This is a genomic window from Candidatus Binatia bacterium, assembly GCA_036493895.1.
Classification (GTDB): Bacteria; Desulfobacterota; Binatia; order UBA1149; family CAITLU01; genus DATNBU01.
This window is the reverse complement of sequence record DASXOZ010000062.1, coordinates 1-22,181: the sequence shown is the minus strand read 5'-3', so window position 1 is coordinate 22,181 and position 22,181 is coordinate 1. Positions and strand designations below refer to the sequence as shown.

Sequence of the window (22,181 nt, the reverse complement as noted above, 5' to 3'; positions counted from 1 at the left end):
GATGCTCGACGACAAAACCATTCTCGCGGGCGCCGTACCGGCGGCCCTGCTCGCGCTGGCCGCCGACGCCGGCCTCGGTGCGATCGAGCGCAAGCTGAGGATCCCGCGGTGAGCCTGTGCGCTCTTGCCCCGCTGGTTGCGACCGTCGCGCTGGCGATGTTCGCCGGCTGCCACAAGGCCGATGCGCCCGTCGTCGTCGGCAGCAAGAATTTCACCGAGCAGCGCATCCTCGGCGAGATCGTCGCACAAAGGATCGAAGCCGCCGGCATGAGCGTCGATCGAAAGCTCGACCTCGGCGGCACCTTCGTCTGCGACAGTGCGCTGCGCTCCGGACAGATCGACGTTTACGTCGAATACACGGGCACCGCGCTCGGCGCGATCCTCAAGCAGGCTCCGGCGCCCGGCGCCGCGCCGCTGGCTCCCGAAGACGTGCTGCGCCGCGTGCGCGCCGCGTACTCCGAAAGCGATCTCGTGTGGACGCCGGTCCTCGGCTTCGACAACAGCTTCGCTCTCGTCGTGCGCAGCGATGCCGCACCGCATACGATCTCGGAGGCGGCAGCTGCGGCAAAAACCTGGCGCGCGGCCTTCGGTTACGAGTTCGAGCAGCGCACCGACGGATATCCGGCGCTGACCAAAAGCTACGGGATCACGTTCGGCGAGGTGCACACGATGGACCTCGGCCTCCTTTACCAGGCGCTCACCGGCGGCCAGGCCGACGTCGTCGTCGGAAGCGCCACCGATGCGGCGATCCGTCGCTTCGGACTTCGCGTGCTCGACGACGACAAGCACGCGTTCCTGCCCTACGATGCGGGTCCCGTCGTCCGGCGTGCCGCGCTCGACGCTCATCCCACGCTCGAGCCTGTGCTCGAGAGCCTCGGCGGTCACTTCGATGTCGAGCTGATGCGGCGACTGAACGAGGAAGTGGACGGGAAAGGCCGCTCACCGGCCGACGTCGTGCGCGAGCTCTACCAGGCCGGCCACTGACGCCGGCGCCCCAGCAGGCTGGTCAGGGCGTCACTTCGACTCCCTTCCAGAACGCGATGCGACCGCGGATCTGTTTGGCCGCTTCCTTCGGCTCCGCGTAGTACCACACTGCATCCTCGTTCCTGCGGCCGTCGACGCTGAGGTTGTAGTAGTTGGCGGTTCCTTTCCACGGACACACCGTCGTCGTCGTGCTCGGCTCGAGCAGCGACATGTTGACGGCAGACAGAGGAAAATAGTGGTTGCCTTCGACGACGACGGTATCGTCCGACTGTGCGACGACGGTACCGTTCCAGATGGCCTTCATCCGAATCTCCTTACCCGAGTGGGCGCCTGCGCCGGTCAATGTCCCAGAGCGTAGACAGATCCGGCGGCGTTGCGGAATACCAGCATGAACCCCGTCATCCCGTCGAGGCGGGCCGCGGCGGCGGTGTCACGCACGTGGGCGAACAGCGGTCGTCCCGGCACGTCCGCCTTGATCGCCGCGACCACTCGATCGGGAGCGCCGGTGGTCCAGTCCGCGGTGACTACCGCGGTTGCCAGCCGCTGGCGGCGGATCATCTCTTCGTCCTTTCGCCTTACATGCCACTGCATGAGCTGGGATCTCAAAAGGCCCCAGCCGTCGCGCCCGCTCCACGGCGCTTCGATCGCGACGTACAGGCTGCGCCGCGCCAGCGGCGGAATACGCAGGTCGGGCGCGAGGAACACCGAATCGGCGGGCGTGCTGGTCGCGATGAACTGGAACAGCGCATCGGCGTCTGCATCGAGCGAGCGCAGGTAGAGACCGTCGACGCGGCACGGATCGACGACCTGGAACCACGGCCTGTAGCCGAGCACGCGGGCGCCGGGCAGCAGCAGCGCGAACAGCAACGCGAATCCCACGGCGAAGTGGCGATCGAGAAGCTCGCGAAGTCCGATCGCGAGCAGCACCGCGCCGGGAGCCGAAGCGAACAGCAGGAATTTGTATTCGTTGCGGCCCGGGAAGCGGACGACGAGATAGGCCAGAGCCATCACGACGATCGACGCAGCAAGGATCAGGAGCGCGCGGTTTCCGCCGTCGAGCATTGCGCGCAGCCGGCGGCGGCTCACGTAGGCGACCGCAGCGAGCGGAGTCAGGAAAATCGCAAGGTCGAAGGCCTTGGCTCCGAGCAGCCACGGCGCCAGCGTGATCCCTGTCCAGCCGTCGCTCGAGCTGGAAGCAGCGACCGAGTGCAGGTACGGAAGAGCGACGAAAAACGGCAGCGACACCGCGACGACGATCGCGACCGCTCTCGTGATGTTTCTTGCGATCGGGGCGATGCCTGCCAGCAGCAACGCCACGACGACGCCCTGGTAGAGGACGAGGCCGATCAGGCTCAGCGGATGAAAAAACGCCGCCACCAGCGTGCACACGGCGACGACGGCGAGCCGGCGCACGACCGCCTCATCGCCACAGGCCAGCCTCCATGAGGCCACAGCGGAAGCGACGGCGGCGACGTAGCCCGCCGGCATCGCGCTGATGCTGGCGAATTTGTCGAGCGGCACCACGCGGGTCTCGAGCGACAGCCACGGAAAGGCGCGAAGTAGCGCGTCCCGCAGCAGGCCCTCGTGAAAGATCGAGATGCCGAAAGCCCCGAGCACGACTGCCAGCGCAACCGTCCCGGTTTCGCTCGTCACCGTCGATGCCAGCGCGGCGATCGCCGCGAGGAACGCACCGAACAGCATCGTCTCGAAGGCAATTTCGAGGACGTGCGGTGCAATCCCGCAGGCGCGCCCGATGGATGCCATCAGCCACTGGTCGATCCACGGGTAGCGCAGCGCCTGCCCGGCGAACAGCGGATCTTCGGGCGGCACCGGTCCCCCGTCGAGCATGCGCAGCATCGGCGAGCCATGCATGAAGCCGTGCCAGCCGACGAGGTCGAACTGCGTGGAGGCGAGCGCGACCACTGCCATCAGCGAAACGAGGATCGCGCCGAGCAGCGCCGGCGCAAAACTGCGCCGGCGCGCCTGGACGACGGTCACGGCCAGCACGCCCGCCAGGACGACGGAGAAGACATCGGCTTGGGTCCAGCCCGAGAAGAACGGGGTCGGCGGCATAGGTCGTTGCTATATCAGGATCGAGTCCCCAGTCTTTTGACGATCCTCGCTTCGGCCTGGGTGTCGTGGGTCTGGCGCGCCATCTCGAGGGCCTTCTGCCAGATTTCGAGCGCCTCGCCGCCGCGCCCGGCTGCATCCAGCGCTCGCGCAAGCTGGTAGGTCGCACCGTAATGGCCGGGGTGGCGCTGCAGCAGGGCCTGGAACTGCTCGACGGCACGTTCGGGATCGTGGTCGATGTCGAGAAGCCGGATGCCTTCGGACATCATCGCGGCCTCTGCCTTGGTGGCATCGGCGGCCGCCAGCGCATCCGACGTGCGTGCGAGCGCCGTGCGCGAGTTCTCGTCGTTCGGATCCAGCTCGCTCGCGCGGCGGAACTCCGCAACCGCATCCGACAGCCTGCCCTGGCGCTCGAGCGCGTTGCCGTAGTGATAGTGGCTGAGCCCGATTGCGCCTCCGAAGCGCACCGCCTGCTGCCCCGCGGTCACGGCGTCCTCCACGCGGCCCTCGGCCAGGTCGAGCGCCACGACGTTCATGTACAGATACGGGTAGGCCGGCGCGAGCTGGCGTGCGCGGTCGAAATAGCGGTGCGCGCCCGCGTAGTCGCCGCGACGGAAATAGCCGATTCCTGCATTCATCCACGCGCGTCCGTTGCCGGGGCTCGAACGCACCGTGCTTTCCCACAGCGTATCGGAATCGCGCCAGTCGGCCGTGCGCCGGTTGCCGACGATCACCGCACCGAGACACAGCACTGCTGTCGCCGCGACCATGACGATGCGGTAATTGCCGCGGCCCGCCAGGCTCGCGCCCGCATCCACGATCCACGCCAGCAGCAGCGACAGCCCGAGGGATGTCGCGATGTAGGGACGATGGTCGTTGACGACTTCGGCCAGGGGCCAGAACGACGACTCGGGTGCCAGCGTCAGGAAGAACCAGACGGTTGCGAATGCGACCTGCGGGAAGCGCCGCGAATACCACAGTGCCGCAGTGATCCACACGGCGATGGCGAACAACGAGCAGAGTGCCTGAGGCTCGGCCAGGTTCATCGTGTACGGGAAGTCGTGGTCGACCGACAAACCGGCTGGCCACACGAAAATCCGCACGTAGTGCAGGAAAGCCGGCCACTGGCTGATGCACCAGATCCACGGCGTCACCCACGTCTCGTGCATCGCCGAATCGGCCCACGGCGGCAGCATCACTCGCCGCAGACCCAGATAGAGAAGGTCGACCGCCAGCAGCGGTGCCACTGGCGGCACCAGCTCCTTCCAGTCGCGAAGCCAGCTGCGGAAATCCGGATGACGCTCGCGGTCGCGGTACAGGAAATCGTACGCGACAAAGGCTGCGGGCAGCGTCAGCGCGATGGCCTTGGTCAGCAGCGCCAGCGCGTGCAGCAGCGCCGCACCGAGCACGCGCCCGTTCATCATCGCGAGCATCGCCGCCAGGTACAGCAGCGTGCACAGCAGCGCCGAGCGCGCCCACATGTAGTTCAGGGCCTGGTTGTTGATCGGCGCCAGCGCGAAGAACAGCGCCGCGGCCGCGGCCGGAAGCCGCGCAGCACCGTCGGGACCGCGCGTGTTCTCCGGCCACCACAGATAATCGCGCACGAGCACGAAGACGAGGAGCGCAGCAATGAGGTGCAGCACCAGGTTGAGCGCATGGTAGCTCCACGGATCGTTGCCCGAGACGGCGTAGTTGAGCGCATACGTCGTCACCAGCACCGGGCGCAGGTCGACGTTCTCGCGCACCGTCGTCAGTGTGAACGGATCGGAGAAGAACGACGGGATATTGGAAACGGAGCGGATCGCCGGGTTGCCGCTGATCCCGTAGGCGTCGTCGAAATAGAAGCCGACGCCGAAGCTCCCCCAGTAGGCGACGGCGAGACCGCAAAGAAGCAGCGCCGCCAGGCCCTGCGTGAACCTGCGCCCTTTCGCGATCGCCAGCTTCATCTCCCCATTCCCTCTGTCGCGCGCCTGCGCCGACCTTCCGGTCAGTGGGCGCCGATCAGCGGCGCGCCCATCAACGGTCGCCGGTCATCGGCGCCGATCGAGGGTGTCGTCCCGCTGGGATTGTTTTGAACGACGCCGCCCGGCTGGGCAACAGCGGCAGATCTCGCGACCGCAGTTTGCACGCTCCTTACATTCTGTATGCATTTTGGCTGTGCCTCGCATCCCGATTTTCCGATTGCTGATTTGTCGTAGGGTGGCGGTAGTGGAATGTTGCAGTGATCCATACCAACGACGCGGTGCTCCGGGGTCAGGGGTTGGGCCCGAGGAGTTGGATCCGGACATGGAGGGCAGCTGGCGGGCCCGCCGAAGCGGTTGGGAGAGGCCGGCATGAGCGAACAGAATAGCCGCCACGGTGCCGTCCACCTCGTGGACGACGACGAGGGAATCCGTACGCTCGTGGTCCGGGTACTGGCGTCCGTGGGGCTCGAATGCGTGGCATGGGCCGGCCCCGCGGCCTTTCTCGCCGCACTTCCCCGCTACCCCGTCGTCGAAGCGCTGATCGTGGACATCCGCCTTGCCGGGATGAGCGGCCTCGAGCTGGTGCGCGAGCTTCGCGAGCGCGGAATCACCGCTCCGGTCGTCTTCATCTCGGGAGTCAACGAGGTGCCCGTGGCCGTCGAAGCCATGAAGCTCGGCGCCCATGATTTCCTGACGAAACCCTTCTCCGGCCAGGCTCTCATCGACACCGTGCAGGCGGCGATCCGCCGCCACAGCGCCGAAGCCGACCGCGATGCCCGCACCGCGCAGGCACGCGAGCTGGTCGCGCGACTTTCGCCGCGCGAGCGCCAGGTTTTCCTCTCGATCGTCGACGGCAAGGCCAACAAAGTCATCGCGATGGACCTCGGCCTGTCGGAGAAAACCGTCGAGGAGCACCGGGCCCACGTCATGTCGAAGCTGGCTGCCGGATCGGTGGCCGATCTCGTCAAGATCGCCGTCGTCTGCGGCCTCTGCGACCCCGCGGCGGTATCGGGACGTTCCTGAACGCGCGCAGCTCGCCGCATCGCGGCGGGTTTTGTGCAATTCACCCGCACACTGCGGGTGAGATTCCTCGGGACTTGCAGGTGTCAACGTCGGCAAAAACCCGGGGTCCACGGCCGGACACTCCGCGTTTTCACCGGCATGACCCGGGATGAATGAGGCCGTGTCCGGGAGGTTCCGCGGGTATTCCGCGGTTGTTTCCCGCTCCCGCACGGGATGCTCCCACTACAACGCGATTTGCCGCTGCGTACAATGTTGTCGAATTCGTTGCCCGGGGGATCGCGCGCAGCGGATTCGAGGGAGCCGTTTCGATGCCGTCCTCATCCTCAAACTCGTCGCATTCCGCGCCGGTGCTGGCGCTTCCACCGGGACGCCTGAGCCGCGATCTGGCGTCGCGCCGTGCGCTCGAAGCGCAGCGGGCTCCGCAAGACTCGCATCCGGCACTTCCGCCCATTCCGTCGCAGGCCGCCCGTTTTCCGGTATTCGCCGGCTGGCTTCGTTGCCGCATGGCCCTGCTGAGGAGCTGACCGGGGTCGTTCGCCATCGCGCCGGTCCCGCGAAGGTCGCGGCAGCCGCACAGCTTCATCGAACATCGCCCAAGGAGAATTTCGACCATGGCACTCGCGCACGCGTCCGGGCCAGAACACGCGCCGGCGGACTTCGAATCCCTCGAAGCGGTGGCGGCAGCGCAAGCTGTAGCCGGCGAAGACAACGGCGATGGCGGCGACAGCCGGCTGCGCGTCCTCGACGCGGTGACCGCCGCGCGCCTGGCGCGCACTTCTTCCAAGCCGGAATTCACGCCGAAGAAGCCGGCGACGCTGGCGGAGGCGGGCCTTTCGGAGGACTTCGTCGAGAAGCTCGTCTGCCGTTTCCTTTACGTGCACGGCGATGCGTCGGGACGCCAGGTCGGCCATGCGACCGGTCTGCCGTTTCGCATGCTCGAGCCGATCCTCGGCCGCCTCAAGGAGCAGATGCTCGTCACCTACCGCAAGACGGCGGCCGTCGGTGACTACCAGTATGCGCTCACCGATGCCGGCGGCGAGAAAGCGGTGCGCTACATGCAGTCGTGCACCTGGGCCGAGACGGCGCCCGTTCCGCTGGAGGACTACATTGCGTCGGTGACCGCCCAGAGCCTGACGCTGCAGAAGGTCGGGGTTGCCGAGCTCGAGGATGCGTTTGCCGACCTGACGTTGTCGAACGAGATGCTCGACCGCCTCGGACCGGCCATCGCGGCCGGACGCGGCATGTTCCTGTACGGGTCTCCCGGCAACGGCAAGACGAGCATCGCCGAGAGAGTGGTTCGCTGCTACGGCACCTCGATCTGGATCCCGCGCGCCATCCTCGTCGACGACGTGTGCGTGCGCGTCTTCGATCCGGTGCTGCATGAGGAGGTCAAGGAGGCCGACTACGCGTCGTTGCTCGGCGAGCCGCTCGAGGACGCGCGCTGGGTGCAAGTGCATCGCCCTGCCGTCGTCGTCGGCGGCGAGTTGACGATGGAACAACTCGACATGCGCCACGATCCCCTTTCGGGGGTCAGCGAGGCCCCGCTGCAGATGAAGAGCAACTGCGGCGTGCTGCTGATCGACGACTTCGGACGCCAGACGATGCCGGTGCAGCAGCTTCTCAACCGCTGGATCGTCCCCCTCGAGAAGCGCTTCGATTTCCAGAAGCTCCCGAGCGGAAAAAAGATCCAGGTTCCGTTCGACCAGCTCATCGTGTTCTCGACGAACCTTGCGCCGCGCGAGCTCGTCGACGAAGCGTTTCTTCGGCGTCTTCCGTACAAGATCGAAGTGCCCGACCCCACGGTCGAACAGTTCCACCGCATCTGCCAGCTGGTCGCTCCCGCCATCGGCCTGTATCCCACGAAAGCGGACATCGACGTGCTCATCCGCAAGACTGCGCACGATGCGGGTCGCCCGCTTCGCTGCTGCCACCCTCGCGACCTGATGCTGCAGATCCGCAGCTATTGCCGGTACCGCGAAAAACCATTGGAGTTCTCCGAGGAGGCGATGACCTTCGCGGTCGACAACTACTTCGCGGTCATGTGATCGCGCCTGGTTCGCCCGGAAGGGCGAACGTCTGGCGCCGTCCCTCCCGTGGCGCCGCGGGAGGGGAGGAGACGGCGCCGTTTCCCAACGCAGCGCAGCGCCCGACACTGGCGGCGCATCCCGGCGGGCGACCACTGCGCGCCCGTCGCGTCTGGCGCGATCGCTGCGCCTGCTGCGCCCCCTGCGCCCCCTGCGATTGACCACTGGCGCCCCGCGCGGCAGCGGTCTACGCTGCGTCCCGGACCATCGCGGGGCCAGGGGAGTGGCCGCCGCGGCCGGGACGGGACGGGGTGATGATGGCGAGAGTTCTCATCGTCGACGACGACGCCGACAGCCTGCTGGCTCTTCGCGCGGTGCTCGTCAGCAACGGCTTCGAGGTCGAGTGCGCGCACCAGGGCCTGGAGGCCATCGAAGTCGCGGATGTTTTCCACCCCGACCTGCTGATCTCCGACCTGCTGATGCCGGTGATGGACGGCTACACGCTGCTGTCGCGGTGGAAGGAAGACCCTTCGCTGCAGCAGATCCCGTTCATCGTCTTTACCGGTGCCTACACCGAGGGGGAGGACGAGAGCCTCGCGCTCGATCTCGGGGCGGATGCATTCCTGACCAAGTCGAGGGACGTCGACGAGCTGCTCGACACGGTGGACCGCGTCCTGAGGAATTCCGTCGCATCGCCTGCGCGCCCGCCGGCGGACGCCGACTCGTCGGTGCTGCGCGACTACAACCGCACCTTGCTGCGCAAGCTCGAAGACAAGATGCGCCAGCTCGAGCAGTCCCACCGCTCGCTGCAAATGCACCACGAAGCGCGCCAGCACCTGGAGGTGCGGCTGAGCGACAGCGAAGCGCGGTTCCACGAGCTTGCCCAGAGCGTGCCGCAGGCGTTCTGGATCGGCTCGTCGAGCATCGAGGAAGTGCTCTACGTGAGCCCCGCTTACGAGACGATCTGGGGCCGCAGCCGCGAGTCGCTCTACGCCGACGGCACGAGCTGGCTCGAGGCCGTCCATCCGGACGACCGCGACCGCATCGCGCACCTGGCGTTCGAACATACGCAGAACGGCGAGCGCCAGGCCGAATTCCGTATCCGGCGGCCCGACGGAAGCGAGCGCTGGGTCCTCACGCGCACGTTCCCGATGGAAGGCAACGAAACTCGCGCCGTTCCCTGCATCGTCGGCGTCACCGAGGACATCACCGAGCGCCGGAGCACCGAAGAGACACGCCGCGTGCTCGAGGCGAAAGTCGCGCAGGCGCAGAAGCTCGAGGCCGTCAGCACCCTGGCCACCGGCATTGCCCACGACTTCAGCAACATCCTGAGCGTCGTCGCCGGTAACGCCGAGCTGGCACTGATGGATCCCGGCCTGCCCGAGCCGGCGCGCGCGAGCCTGCACGAGATCTCGAAAGCCGCCGATCGCGCAGTACGCCTGATGCGGCAACTGCTGACGTTCAGCCGCGGCGATGCGCGACCGCTGTCGGCCGCTCCACTTCGCAACCTCGTCGAGAGCGCGCTACCCGCGCTTCGCGCGAACGTTCCCGCCGGCATCGAGCTGGTCGTGCGATTTGCCGAAACGATTCCCAACGTGCTGTCGGGCCCGGTCTTCCTCGAGCACATTCTCGGATCTCTCGTGTCCAACGCCTGCGAGGCAGTAGGCGGACAGGGACAGATCCGCATCGTCGTCGACACGGCGCCCGAGACCGTTGCCCGCGGCTGCGCGAGGATCTTCGTGCAGGACAACGGTTGCGGAATGGACGAGGACACGCAGCGGCGGGTCTTCGAGCCGTTCTTCACGACGCGCTCGTCGGAGAGGCACCAGGGTCTCGGGCTGTCGGTCGTGCACGGGCTGGTCACGCAGATGAACGGATCGGTGACCGTGCGCAGCCAGCCGGGCGCCGGCACGACGTTCGAGCTTCTGTTCCCCGATGCCGGCGCGCTCGATGCCGCGGCGCAAAACGCGGCGCCGGTTCCTCCAGGAACGGCGGCAGCGGCGGCCGCAATCAACGGGCACCAACTCGGCCACGTGCTGTACCTCGACGACGAGGAGGCCCTGGTCCACCTGGCCGAACGGATGTTCCCGGAGCTCGGCCTTCGCGTCACGGGCTTTTCGCGCCCGGAGGACGCCATCGAGGCCGTGCGCGCGGACCCGACCGGCTACGACCTGGTCGTCACCGACTACAACATGCCGCGGATCTCGGGCCTGCGCGTCGCCCGCGAAATGTCGATGCTCAGCCCGGGACTGCCGGTGCTCTTGATGTCCGGCACGATCAGCGCCGAGCTGCGCGAGGAAGCCGAGAGAGCCGGCGTCCATCACCTCGTGCGCAAGCCCGACACGATCGACCAGCTGTGCGAGACGGTGGCGGACGTGCTGAAGCAGGCGCGCGCCCCGTCGACCGCGCCTGGCGGCGGCATGCCGGCCGCCGGCTAGCGCCGCGCCGTTTCCTTACGACGCCGGCGTCGTCACGTCGAGAATCGCCGAGAAGCGCGAGTGCGGGATGCACTCATCGACGAATCCTTTCGCGCGCACCTGGTACTCGAAGGTCTGCCCCGGCGCGACGCCGTGGTCGACGAAGTCCTGGGTGTTGGGCGGAAGCGTCGCCACCGACTTCCACTTGGTCGTGCCGAACAGCCGGCGCTGGACCTCGTAGTGGCTCTCGTCGTCGGCGTTGTCGTGCCAGTGCAGCGTGACGGCAGTCGCAGTGATGAGCGTCGTGTGCAGGTTCGTCGGGCGATGCAGGCGCTTGTTGACGACGCAGAGGTTCGACCAGGCCGACGGGCCGTGGACGTTGAACGCACGGACGCGGTACGTGAAGACCTCGTCGTCGGGAATCGCCTGGAGGATGCTCGTGTGGTTGGCCCCGATCGTCGCGCGCGTCGTGAACGACGCGGTGGTGTCGGTACCGGGGCGGCGCTGCAGCTCGAAGCCGGTCTCGTCGTCTGACTCGTCGAGCCACGAGAGCAGCCGGAAGCCCGTGGCCCGCTTCGTGTAGCGCAGCACGTCCGGAGCATCGGGCGGATTGCCGGCCGGCGGCGCAGGCTCCCACGCAGTGACCGTGACCTGGAAGCGGCTCTTGCCTTTGCCGACATGGGGCCGCACGTGGCGGATCAGCACGTTGACGCGCGTGACGTTCGCCGTGGTGAAGCTGCAGGAGCCGAACTCGCCGACACCGCGTTGCTGGCAATCGTTGTCGAAACGGGTGGGGACCTTCTCGTTCAGCCCGACGAACATGTCGTAGTCGCCGTCGGATTCGGTCTCGCCGTTGACCGTCGCGCGAATGAGGATTTCGTCCTTCGGTACGTCGAACGCGAAACGCATCTCGGTGTCGGTCTTCGGCAGCGTGCCTTCGCCGCCCTGCACGAGGACCCACGGATCGCCCACTTCGCCGAGGTCGCTGCACTGGTCGCGCTTGACGTCCGGTCCTCCGACCTCGGTGATCCAGTCGCGGTTGCGACCGACTGCCGTGTCGTACGAGAACGAGTCGACGTTGCAGCTGGCACCGCCGCCCGCGTGGATGCCGGCCACTTCCGGTCCTGCTCCGAAATCGATGAACAGCGGGCCGCCGTCGTCCTTCACGCAGAGGTTGGACTCGTCGCCGGGCTTCAGGATCGGTGCCGTGAAGTTCCAGCAGATGTTGGCCGGCTCGAGCACTCCGCTTCCGACCGGACACGCGGCCGTAGTCACCTCGCCGACTCTCTTGATCGCCTCGTCGACACGGTCGTCGCCGCTGCTGCCGAAGCCGGCGATCACGCCGTCGGTGCCGTCGGTGACGTTGAGCGGGAAGTCCTGGTGATACGGCGACGGCTCGATGCCGGTCACGATTTCCGACAGGCGAAGGATCGCCAGGTCGCCGCTGACGCCGCGCACGTACGAAGGATTGACGAAGATGTCGCGGACGTGCTGGAAGCCGCTGTGCTGGAAGAAGAAGCGCAGGTCGGCGTCGTCGATCGTCGGCAGCTCCTTGCTGACGCAGTCGGCGTAGTTGTCGGTGGTCTTGCAGACGCAGTGCGCGGCAGTCAGCACCGTGCGGCAGCCGATCAGCACGCCCGAGCAGTCGAGGAACTCGTTCTTCAAGTCGGGGCCGACGAACAGCAAAGCGCCGGTAGTCGGCTGAAGGTTCGTGGGAATGCCGTTGACGATGTCCGGGCCCCCGCCAGGCGCCGCTGCCGACGCGCCGTCGGCCAGGGCCTCACCGCAGGCAGCCAGGACGAGGACGAATGCCGCGGCGGCGAGCGCTTTTCCCGCATGGATCATGAACGAAATCCTCCTGGATCGAGAAGGCAGGCTACCGGCCGGCGGGACTCCATTGCAGCTACCCGCCGCACCCGGCTTCGGACACCCCCGTCACGAGCGAACACGAATACGCCTTTCTGCCGGAAAACCCCACATGGACTCAACCCCCTAAGTTGAATTTCCAGCGGATTATCGCGGCTTCGCTGGCGCGGCGCGGCATGGGTACCGCAAAAATCGACGCCGAATCACCAATCTGCGAGGCGCTTGACAAATCGGCCGCCCGCAACCCAGCCTTGGGTCATGCCGAGCACCCGAGTGTTCTCCCCGGGGCCGCCGCGTTCGACGCCGGCCGCCGCACCTTTTTCTCGACCCGCTGGCGCCGGTTCCCTCCGGCGGGCCACCGTTTCCTCCGGACGGGCTGTCGCTCCATCTGGGCCGGCTATCGCTCCATCTGGACGGGCTATCGCTGCATCTGGGCGGGCTATGGCCCTTTGCGGACGGGCTGCGGTCGCTGCCCTCGCTCTCGCGACTGCCGTTCCCGCGCCCGCCCATGCGGGGGACCTGGCCGCTTTCCTCGAGCGTGCCGAGAAGATGTCGACCGTCAACGAAAAGGTCGAAGCCGACATCACGATCAAGGACGCCGCCGGCGCCACGAGCAAAGCCCACGTGACGATCGATCCCGCCGGAGGCGGCACCGTCACTTTCGAGAAGCCGGACGTCGGCTGGAAATCGGAAACGCCGCTCGGATGGAAAGACGGCAAGGGCGTCACCAGGAGCGGAGGGTCGTCCATCAAGGTGGGCGTCGACGATCCCCTGGCCGGCACCGATCTTCGCGGAATCGATTTCTTCCCGTTCTGGAAAACCGACTACTCGCGCGCGATGACCTCGGACGAGAACACGCTCGAGCAGACGGTATCGCTGTATGGCGATACCGGCAGGCCTTACGCGCTGTACGTGATCACGTTCGACAAGGCCAAGCTCGTGCCGCACATGGTCAAGTACTACCGCGACACCTTCAACAACCTCGTGCGCATCCGCACCGACAAGGACTGGGTCATGGTCGGATCCAGGCCGCGGCCGACCGAGGTGCTGATCAAGGACTTCACGACCGGCTCCCTTCACCAGTACTCGTTCGCATGGAAGCTGGCCGACCAGCCGGCGCACTGAACAGACCCAGGTACGGTAGTAGTAGAAGCGGTAAGCAGCGCGCGCGTGGTCGGCCTCGTTCCTGTGGCCGCGGCAGCCGGCGCCGCGGCATCTCCTCTCGGGGAGCGCCTTCCGCTGTGGAGCCTCGGGCCGTTCGCCTCTCTGCTTCTCGCGATCGCGGTGCTTCCGATCGCTGCCGAACAGTGGTGGCACCACAATCGCAACCGCGCGGTCGTCGCGGCGCTGCTGTCGATTCCGTTCGCCGTGTGGCTGGTCGTTTCGTTCGGAGTCGAAGGCCTCGGCGAGCTCGAACACGCCGCAGTCGACTACGCGTCGTTCCTGGCGCTGCTCGGCTCCCTTTACGTCGTCTCGGGCGGCGTTCGCCTTTCGTGGTCGGCAGCGGCGTCGCCGGCCTCCAACGCCGCCCTGCTGGCAGTCGGAGCCGTGCTGGCCAACCTCATCGGCACGACCGGCGCGTCGATGCTGCTGATCCGTCCCATGCTCGAGGCCAATCGCGACCGCGCCAACCGCGTGCACCTGGTCGTCTTCTTCATCTTCATCGTCTCCAACTGCGGCGGATTGCTCACCCCATTTGCCGACCCGCCGCTGTTCCTCGGTTTCCTCAAGGGCGTACCGTTCGCGTGGACCCTGCGGTTCTGGCGCGAGTGGCTCGCGATCAACGCGATGCTGCTGGCGGCGTTCCTCGCCGTCGATTTCCGCCTGCGCGAGCCTCGGCCGCATCAGCGCCTGCACGCCGCCGGGCCGCCAGCCATCGAAGGAGCCCACAACTTCGTGTTCCTCGCCGCGATCGTCGCCGTGATCCTCGCCAAGGGCAGCGGCCTCGGCAGCGCCGACGGCAACTGGAGCTTCGGCGTCCAGGAATCACTGATGGCGGCCATTGCAGGCGCATCGTGGATCACGACCGACGCATCGGTCCGCGAGCGCAACGGGTTCACGTTCGCACCGATCGCCGAGGTCGCGATCCTGTTCGCCGGCATTTTCATCGCGATGATCGCGCCGCTGGCCATCCTCAATGCCAAGGGCGGCCAGCTCGGCATTGTCACTGCGGGCGACTATTTCTGGTCGACGGGGCTTCTGTCGGGCTTCCTCGACAACGCGCCGACTTATCTTGCGTTTGCGGCAGTGGCCTGCGGGCAGGTCGGAGTCGGCGTCGAGAGCCCGCGCTACCTTGCCGATTACCTGGCGGTCCGTCCGGACGGCAGCGTCGTGCTGGAGGCGATCTCCTGCGGCGCCGTGATGATGGGAGCGATGACGTACATCGGCAACGGACCCAACCTCATGGTCAAGGCAATTGCCGAAGAAAACGGCGTCCGCATGCCCGGCTTCGTCGGCTATCTGGCCTGGTCGACCGCCGTGCTGGTGCCGGCGCTGGTCGTCGTGACGTTGCTGTTCTTTCGCTAGCAGGTTGCCGACGCGCTAGGCGCCTGTGCGCAGATTGCACTGGCGAAGCGGGTCACGCGCTGGCGTGACTGCGGCCACGGCGATAAATCTGCCCGCGAGTCGGCGGCCATGAAGCCAGGCAACAGGAAAATGCGACGCGCGATAGCCGCAGCGATGCTCGCGGCTGCAGCCGCGGGATGCGGCCCGTCCGTCTACATGCGCACCGATCACGCGTACCCGGGCCTGGCCCCGACCTGCTGCCCCGATCTCTATCAGATGAACGACGCCGTTCCCGGCAACGCTCTTCTCATCGGCGAAGTGCGATTGGGCGATACCGGCTTCTCGACCCGTTGCTCACAGCAGGAGGCGATGGAGCGCGTGCGTGCTCAGGCGTGCCGGATCGGCGCCGACCTCGTCAAGATCACCGCCCAGAACTACCCGAACTTCGTCAGCACCTGTTACCGGGTGCGCGCCGGCCTCTACCGCAAGGGCGCGGCGCCGACGTCGGCCCCCGTCACCGAGGCGCCTGCCGACAGCGACAGGGCCGTGTGCAGTTATTTCAACGAGAAGCAGATTCGATGACGGGCTCTTCGCGAAACCTGCCTGCATCGTCGCGGCGGCGGCCGGCTTCCGCTCCGTTCGTTGCATCGCTCGTCGCGCTGCTCGCCGCGTCGCTGGCCGGCTGCAGCGGCCAGGCGCTGGACGTCTATCAAAAGGGCGTCGATACGAACTACCAGAACGTCGGCTCGATCAAGCTCGGAATGACGAGGGAGCAGGTCGAGAGCCTCATGGGCACCGGCCAGATCGTCGGCTACAAGCGCATCCAGCTTCGCAACCCGTGGCGCACCGAGAGCTATCGCGTCGGTGGACGCACCGAGGTCGTGATCCTCTACTACGTCACCCAGGGGTACGTGTGGCAGGGAGTCGATGATGCGCACGCCCTTACGCCCGTCGTCTTCGAAGACGGGTCCGTCGTCGGGTGGGGCTGGAATTTCCTGCAGCGAAACCGCGACCGCTATACTCTCGACAACGCGCTGAAGCCGAAATGACGCAAGCCCCGCGTTGCCGGACGGCCGTCGATCGCGAGCCGCCGCCGAACGTCTGTTGCCGGCGGCGGCGATCGGAGTAGAGTCGAGTCGCGATGTCCCCGGGGGATCTTCGACCCGCGCTCCTTTTTTCTTTCGCGATTGCAGCAGTGGCAGTCTTTGGCCCGGCGCGAGCGATGGCGCACTCGAGCATCCCGGTGCTGATGCAGGTCACCCGCAACACGACGGGGGACATCTCGGCGCCGAAGATCCGCTCCCAGCAGGGGGATTCGATCGTCTTCGTTTCCGACGGCGACGTGATGGGGCCCGGCACCGCGCCCGGCCATCGCGAAGTGTACATCTACCACGCCGGCAACGGCGCGATCTCGCGCATCACCACCACTGCCGCAGGTGAGAGCTACGACGCTGCGCGCGAGACCGACGACGTCGACAGCGGCCGCGATCTTTTCGTCGCGTTCGTCTCCACCGGCGATCTCGACCCGTCGGTCGGCAACGGCGACCACAACCCCGAGGTCTTCCTCTGGTTCAGCGAGACGGGACAATTCGTCCAGGTCACCGACACCACTGCTCCCGTCGTCAATGCCGAAGTCTACGCGAGCGACAGCGGCAAGTGCCTGACGTTCCGCTCCAACGGCGATCTCGACGACAACAACGGATCGGATCCCGACAATCCCGGGCGCGGATTCCACAACGCGGATGCGAGCGACGAGGTCTTCAACCTGAGCTTCGGCGATGCGGCGGCCGACCGCACCCAGTGGGTCACGACGCAGGTCAGCAACGGTCCCGCCGGGACCGCCAGCTCGCATCCGGTCGTCGGCGGCTACTGGTTCACGCGCCAGTGCCGCTCCAATGCGTACCAGTCCGACTTCGACCAGCTCGGCAACGGTTCCTCGGGCTCCCACATCTACAACTACACGCGCACCGACGGCACGCTCGAACAGCTCTCGAAGCCCGGCGCGGGAAGCAACCTCAACCCGTCGATCTCGAGCGCGAGCAACTTCGCGCGCGGCCCTTTTGTCGTTTACCAGTCGGACATGGATCCGATCGGCAACGGCGGCAGCGCAACCGATGTCTTCCGTTTCCGCCTGTTCAAGAACGAGCTGTGGCAGTACACGTTCGGAAATGCCGACAGCGCAAGGCCGGCAGTGAGCGACGGCGGCAGTCGTCTCGCGTTCGAGTCGAGAGCGGACCTGTTCCAGCCGAACCGGCCGACCCGCGGAGGCCAGATGCCGCCGTTCAACAGCGACGGCAACTCGGAAATCTTCCTGACCACCAGCAAGCACGACATCTTTCAGGTCACCGACACCGAAGGCTGCGACAACGATTTTCCGACGCTGCGCGACACCGGCGACGCCATGGCGTTCCGCTCGACCTGCGACCTGGTCGGCCTCAACCCCGGCGGTGTGGCGCAGGTTTTCCTCTACGAGTTCGTCGAATCCGACGATCCGCTGGCAACCGACGCCGGATGCCAGACCTCGCAAGGCTGCTGCAACCAGGCCAACGGCTGCCTCGACGTGCTTTATGGCGCGAAGCGGCTTCCGCCGAAACCGGCGATTCATCCGAATTACTCGACGAATTAATCCGCCGAATCACGCCAACGGGAAATGACCTGCCTGCGACGCGCTACGGCGCCGGCGTCTCCGTGGTCGAGAACGGTGCCGTACCGAGCCCGGCGCCGTTGAACAGGTTTGCCCACGTCGGGTACTTGTCCCACGCGTAATGCACGACCGACGGCGACGGGATGGAGTCGTTCCACACGACGACTTCATTTGCCTGGATCTCCGCCTGCGCCCACACGAAGTTCTGTCCATCGGCAGAAATCGAGAAACCCTGCAGCGGTCCTCCGACCGCCTGGAGTGCGTCGGCAGTGTTCGGCTTGAACTTCAGTCGCACGTGGCCGCCGCTCTCGATGCTCATCGACGCGTAGATCGGTCCGGAGTACGCGAAGCTTTCGCCGTATGTGGTGCCGAGCGCTGCGGTTGCCAGCCGATATCCGTACAGGTCGTGGTCGCGCGGGTGCACGCTGCCGGGAATGTCGATCGACACCATCAGCGCAGTGCCGGGCTCGGAAAGGCCATTGAACGTGGCCTGTCGCATGCGCATCGCGATATCGGGCGACGGCGGGGACGGAGGGAGCGGCGTCACGACCTGGTCGAGCTGCAGACCTCCACCGGTCGGAAGCTGCACGAAGACGAACGGGATCTGCCCGATCTGCCAGTCGGCGCGCCACGCGCGCGCCAGCGCCGGCAGCAGATGATAGAAATGATCGATGTTGCCCGGATCCTGGCGCGCGAGCTTCAAGTCCTGCTCGCCTTGCCAGTAGACGATGCCGCGGATCGCAAACCCCGCCAGAGGCTGCACCTGGTGCTGGTACTCGTCTCCCCACCCGTCCCACGTCGCGAGGATCGCCTGCACCGTTGGATCGGGATCGTTCTCTGCCGACAGTGGAAGCCAGCTGCGCATCGACGTGCCGCCGGCCGCACGGTTGATGAGCCCGATCGGCACTCCGAGCTCGGCCTGCAGATCCCTGCCGAACACGAACGCCATGGCGGACGGACGCTCTTTCCAATTGCCGCCGCGGCCCATCGTGTGGATGAACGGGAACGGCGCAAGCTCGTTCTGGTCGGGGCGCCGGATCACCATGTTCGACTGGCCCGCGCAGATCCATACGTCGCCGACGAGCACGTCCTCGAGCTTGATGGTGTTGTTGCCGCTGACGGTCATCTCGTAAGGACCGCCTGCCGTCATCGGGTCGAGAAGGACGCGCCAGCGGCCGTCACCACCGGCGGCTACGGTTTTGGTCTGGCCCGCGACCGTTACGCTGACGTTCTCGCCGGGGCTCGCGGTGCCCCACACCGGCACGTTCGTGTCGCGCTGCAGCACCACGCCGTCGGAAAACAGCGCTGGCGCGGTACCGGCTGCCGAATCCAGCGCGAGGCTGACGTCGGCGAAGCAAGGCGCGGCCACGACGCAGAGAATCGCGGCAACGGCGGCCGCGAGACAAACGCGCCGGTACATCGCGCGAAGACTACCATGGCGAAGTCCCGGGAACATCAATCGAAATGGCGGCCGCAGCGCGGGATCGACTCACCGGGGGCGCAAACCGGATGGCGCGGCGCGGCGGGACGCCCGTATATCAGTCGTGCCTGCCGCGGACGTCGACGTTCAGCGCGTCCGCGCAGCGACCCGCAGCACCGCTGCCGCGGCGACGGCGGCGCCGAAGCCGTTGTCGATGTTGACGACCGTCACGCCGGGAGCGCACGAGTTCATCATTGCGAGCAAGGCGGCAAGGCCGCCGAAGCTCGCGCCGTAGCCGATGCTGGTCGGCACCGCGATGATCGGCACATCGAGGAGCCCACCGACGACACTCGGCAATGCGCCTTCCATGCCCGCGACGACAATCACTGCCGATGCCGCACTGAGCGCGTGGCGCTCGGCCATCAGGCGGTGCAAGCCGGAGATCCCGAGGTCGCGGTAACGACGCACGCCTGCACCGAGGAACTCGAGAGTGCGCGCAGCCTCTTCGGCAACCGGCTGGTCGGAGGTTCCCGCCGATATTACAGCGACGTGGGCGGCAACGTGGGCTGCATCGGCGGCCGCCGCCGAGCCGTCGCGCCGGCGCATGGCGATGCGCGCATCCGGATAGTGCTCGATATCGCCTACCGTATCGCGCAACGCCGCAACCTTGCCGGCATCGATCCTGGTTACCAGCACGCCGCCGCTGCGATCGACCATCTCGCGGGCGATCGTCGCGATCTGCTGCGCAGTTTTTCCTTCGCCGAAGATCACTTCGGGCAGGCCTGTGCGAAGCTCGCGGTGATGATCGACTCTCGCGCCTTCGACGTCGGTGAACGGCAGGTGACGGATGCGCTCGACCGCTTCGGCAACGCTGGTCTCGCCGGCCGCAACCGATGCAAGCATGGCCTCGAGCAGCGCCGCGTTCATTTCTTCTTCGTCGTACGCGGGCGGGTGCGACGCAAATGGTCGAAGCCGGCGACGAGGATCGCGCGGCCGTCGTCGTTCACGACGGCCGCGCGACCGCGCTCGACGACTCCGATCGGCATCAATGCAACGCGCTGCGACGCCGCGAGGCGCTCCAGCGCCGGCCATGCTCGCGGCGACGCCGTGAGCGCAAGCTCGTAGTCTTCGCCGCCGCCGAGCGCGAGCTCGAGAGCCGCACCGCGGCTGCCGCTGCGTTTTTCAAGGCGCAACGCAGCCGCGTGCACCGGGACGGCAGCGACGTCGATGCGCAGGCGCACGCGCGACTCCCTAGCGAGATGACCGAGATCCTGCACGAGCCCGTCCGAGACGTCGATCATCGCGTGCAAAAGACCGAGCGCCGCCGCGCGCGACGCGAACTCGATGCGATCGGGCGGCAGGCGGTACGCCGCCGATTCCCGCCGCGCGCCGGCAAGCGCCGCGCCGCTCGCCGCGGAAGCACGCGCAAGCGCTTTGGATCCTGCAGCAGCGCCGCCGAGGCTTCCGGTGACGAACACCAGGTCTCCAGGTCTGGCCGTGCTGCGCAGGACCGGGCGCGAGTCCGTCTCGCCGACGATCGACAGCGTGATCGACAAAGCCGCACCGGCGCTGATGTTGCCGCCGGCCAGCGTCGCGCCGCAGCGCCGCGCTTCGAGCGCCACGGCGCGCACGAGCGCGGTCACGTCGCGCTGCGCGATCTCGTTTTCCCCGCGCGGAAGCTCGAGGCAAAGCAGCGCCCAGCGCGGACGGCCGCCCATTGCCGCGACGTCGGATACCGCTGCGCGCCATGCGCGCACTCCCGTTTGCCTGGGAGACATCCACGCGCGCTGGAAATGAACGCCTTCGACCATCGTGTCGGTGGTCAGGAGCAGTCGCTCGCGCGCTTTCGAGGTGCGGGCACGGCGCGTGGCAGCGTCGACGACGGCGCAATCGTCGCCGATGCCGACGGCAACTCCGGCACCGGCTCCGAGACGAGCCACGTCCGCTCGAATCCTCGCGATCAGGTCGAATTCGCCGGCCCCACGTTGGGAGCGGCGGCTGCGGCGCGGGATGGCAGCGGTCAGTCGCGATGCCGAAGGCAAACGAGCCTCAGCTCATGATGTCGCGAAGCTTGCTGGTGAACGCCGCGACCAGCGACTCGCCCTGTTCGGCGTCCTCGTCGCGGAGCTGCTCGAGCAGCTTTTTCTGCTTGCGGCCGAGCTTGGTGGGAATCTCGATCTGCACCGAGACGAACTGGTCGCCGCGCGCGCTGCCTCCGCGGCGAAGATCCGGCACTCCCTTTCCCGACAGTCGGAAGACCTTGCCGTGCTGGGTGCCCGGCGGAATCTTGAGCTTGACGACTCCGTCGAGAGTGGGAACGTCGAGCTCGGCGCCGAGCGCCGCATCGACCATCGATACCGGACGCTGGCAGACGACGTTGGCGCCGTCGCGATGGAACAGCGCGTGTTCGCGCACCGACAGCACGACGTAAAGATCGCCGGTCGGCCCTCCTCGAAGCCCCGCTTCGCCTTCGCCGCGCAGCTTCAGGCGCGAGCCGTGGTCCACTCCGGCCGGGACCTTGACCTTGATTTCCCGAAGCGTGCGCGTGCGTCCGGCGCCGCGGCACGTCTGGCAGGGATTCTTGTTGATCTTGCCCTCGCCGTTGCACTGGCCGCAGGTCTTGGCGATCTGGAAAAGCCCCTGCTGGAAGCGCACCTGGCCCGCGCCGCCGCAGGCCGAGCAGGTATCGGCGCTGGTGCCGGGTTTGGCGCCGCTGCCCGAGCACGTCTCGCACGACATCGTGCGTGGAACCGAGATGTGCTTTTCGCAGCCGCGCGCGGCGTCCTCGAAGCTGATCTCGAGATCGTAGCGAAGGTCGTCGCCGCGCGTCGCACGCGTGCGCGAGCGCCGGCCGCCGCCGCCGAAGAAATCGCCGAACAGGTCGCCGAGCACGTCTTCGAAAGCACCGCTGGCAAAAGCCGACGAAAAGTCGAAGCCGCCTGCGCCGGGGCCTTCGAACGCGGCTTCGCCGTAACGGTCGTACTGCGCGCGCTTGTCGCCGTCGGACAAGACCTGGTAGGCCTTGCTCGCTTCCTTGAACTTGCGCTCGGCGCCGTCCTTGTCTTCGGGATTGCGGTCGGGATGATGCCGCAGCGCGGCCTGGCGATACGCCTTCTTGATTTCGTCGGCCGAAGCGCTGCGGCCGACGCCCAGAATCTCGTAGTAGTCCTTCGACACTGCTTGTCCCGCTATGGGGTCAGGCACCAGCGCGCATCAAGCGTGCGCCGCCGCCCGGACGATGCGCGCTGGTGCCTGACCCCCCCA

At 67.0% G+C, this 22,181-nt stretch carries 17 protein-coding genes; 9 read left to right on the top strand and 8 right to left on the bottom strand.

Annotation, left to right across the window (positions count from 1 at the left end; translation table 11 throughout):
• The first annotated feature begins 108 nt into the window (after positions 1 to 108).
• Positions 109 to 984 (top strand): glycine betaine ABC transporter substrate-binding protein, encoded by an 876-nt coding sequence (locus tag VGK20_14465; GenBank protein HEY2775248.1) that lies wholly within the window; start codon positions 109 to 111, stop codon positions 982 to 984.
• A 22-nt stretch (positions 985 to 1,006) separates the two neighbouring features.
• On the opposite strand, the gene VGK20_14460 is transcribed toward VGK20_14465, so the two are convergent.
• The 3 genes from VGK20_14460 to VGK20_14450 are packed head-to-tail and all read right to left on the bottom strand — an operon-like array spanning position 1,007 to position 5,000.
• Positions 1,007 to 1,288, bottom strand: coding sequence for a DUF427 domain-containing protein (locus VGK20_14460; GenBank protein ID HEY2775247.1), 282 nt, complete (start codon positions 1,286 to 1,288; stop codon positions 1,007 to 1,009).
• Positions 1,289 to 1,323: 35 nt separating this feature from the next.
• Complete coding sequence (locus VGK20_14455) at positions 1,324 to 3,057, bottom strand: hypothetical protein (protein HEY2775246.1); 1,734 nt, start codon at positions 3,055 to 3,057, stop codon at positions 1,324 to 1,326.
• Positions 3,058 to 3,071: 14 nt separating this feature from the next.
• Entirely contained in the window at positions 3,072 to 5,000 is a 1,929-nt protein-coding gene (locus VGK20_14450) for a tetratricopeptide repeat protein (GenBank protein ID HEY2775245.1), read from the bottom strand.
• A 387-nt stretch (positions 5,001 to 5,387) separates the two neighbouring features.
• On the opposite strand from VGK20_14450, the gene VGK20_14445 reads away from it, so the two are divergent.
• From VGK20_14445 to VGK20_14435, 3 genes are all read left to right on the top strand, one after another.
• Positions 5,388 to 6,041, top strand: coding sequence for a response regulator (locus VGK20_14445; GenBank protein ID HEY2775244.1), 654 nt, complete (start codon positions 5,388 to 5,390; stop codon positions 6,039 to 6,041).
• A 611-nt stretch (positions 6,042 to 6,652) separates the two neighbouring features.
• Positions 6,653 to 8,086 carry an AAA family ATPase gene (locus VGK20_14440; GenBank protein HEY2775243.1) on the top strand — a complete coding sequence of 478 codons (1,434 nt, stop codon included), beginning with the start codon at positions 6,653 to 6,655 and terminating at the stop codon, positions 8,084 to 8,086.
• Between the two features lie 296 nt (positions 8,087 to 8,382).
• Entirely contained in the window at positions 8,383 to 10,503 is a 2,121-nt protein-coding gene (locus tag VGK20_14435) for a response regulator (GenBank protein HEY2775242.1), read from the top strand.
• 15 nt (positions 10,504 to 10,518) lie between these two features.
• On the opposite strand, the gene VGK20_14430 is transcribed toward VGK20_14435, so the two are convergent.
• The gene (locus VGK20_14430) at positions 10,519 to 12,327 is read right to left on the bottom strand and encodes a trypsin-like serine protease (GenBank protein ID HEY2775241.1); all 1,809 of its coding nucleotides are present in this window, start codon (positions 12,325 to 12,327) and stop codon (positions 10,519 to 10,521) included.
• A gap of 462 nt (positions 12,328 to 12,789) precedes the next feature.
• Here VGK20_14430 and VGK20_14425 point away from each other — a divergent pair, with 462 nt between their 5' ends.
• The 5 genes from VGK20_14425 to VGK20_14405 all read left to right on the top strand — a co-directional run bounded on the left by VGK20_14425 (position 12,790) and on the right by VGK20_14405 (position 17,479).
• Positions 12,790 to 13,473, top strand: a complete 684-nt coding sequence (locus VGK20_14425) for a hypothetical protein (protein HEY2775240.1) — start codon at positions 12,790 to 12,792, stop codon at positions 13,471 to 13,473.
• Positions 13,474 to 13,518: 45 nt separating this feature from the next.
• Positions 13,519 to 14,874, top strand: a complete 1,356-nt coding sequence (locus VGK20_14420; protein HEY2775239.1) for a sodium:proton antiporter — start codon at positions 13,519 to 13,521, stop codon at positions 14,872 to 14,874.
• Positions 14,875 to 15,003: 129 nt separating this feature from the next.
• Positions 15,004 to 15,435 carry a hypothetical protein gene (locus VGK20_14415; protein ID HEY2775238.1) on the top strand — a complete coding sequence of 144 codons (432 nt, stop codon included), beginning with the start codon at positions 15,004 to 15,006 and terminating at the stop codon, positions 15,433 to 15,435.
• Positions 15,432 to 15,902, top strand: a complete 471-nt coding sequence (locus tag VGK20_14410) for a DUF3192 domain-containing protein (GenBank protein ID HEY2775237.1) — start codon at positions 15,432 to 15,434, stop codon at positions 15,900 to 15,902. The genes VGK20_14415 and VGK20_14410 overlap by 4 nt, the downstream gene beginning before the upstream one ends.
• A gap of 173 nt (positions 15,903 to 16,075) precedes the next feature.
• On the top strand, positions 16,076 to 17,479 hold the full coding sequence (locus VGK20_14405; GenBank protein HEY2775236.1) for a hypothetical protein: 1,404 nt from the start codon (positions 16,076 to 16,078) through the stop codon (positions 17,477 to 17,479).
• A gap of 43 nt (positions 17,480 to 17,522) precedes the next feature.
• On the opposite strand, the gene VGK20_14400 is transcribed toward VGK20_14405, so the two are convergent.
• The 4 genes from VGK20_14400 to dnaJ all read right to left on the bottom strand — a co-directional run bounded on the left by VGK20_14400 (position 17,523) and on the right by dnaJ (position 22,094).
• A complete protein-coding gene (locus VGK20_14400; GenBank protein ID HEY2775235.1) occupies positions 17,523 to 18,917 on the bottom strand; it encodes a sialate O-acetylesterase in 1,395 nt (464 codons plus the stop codon).
• 147 nt (positions 18,918 to 19,064) lie between these two features.
• On the bottom strand, positions 19,065 to 19,844 hold the full coding sequence (larB, locus tag VGK20_14395) for a nickel pincer cofactor biosynthesis protein LarB (protein ID HEY2775234.1): 780 nt from the start codon (positions 19,842 to 19,844) through the stop codon (positions 19,065 to 19,067).
• Positions 19,841 to 20,959, bottom strand: a complete 1,119-nt coding sequence (gene thiL, locus VGK20_14390; GenBank protein HEY2775233.1) for a thiamine-phosphate kinase — start codon at positions 20,957 to 20,959, stop codon at positions 19,841 to 19,843. The genes larB and thiL overlap by 4 nt, the downstream gene beginning before the upstream one ends.
• A 7-nt stretch (positions 20,960 to 20,966) precedes the next feature.
• Positions 20,967 to 22,094: a molecular chaperone DnaJ gene (gene dnaJ, locus VGK20_14385; GenBank protein ID HEY2775232.1), complete on the bottom strand. Its 1,128-nt coding sequence runs from the start codon at positions 22,092 to 22,094 to the stop codon at positions 20,967 to 20,969.
• Positions 22,095 to 22,181: the final 87 nt, after the last annotated feature.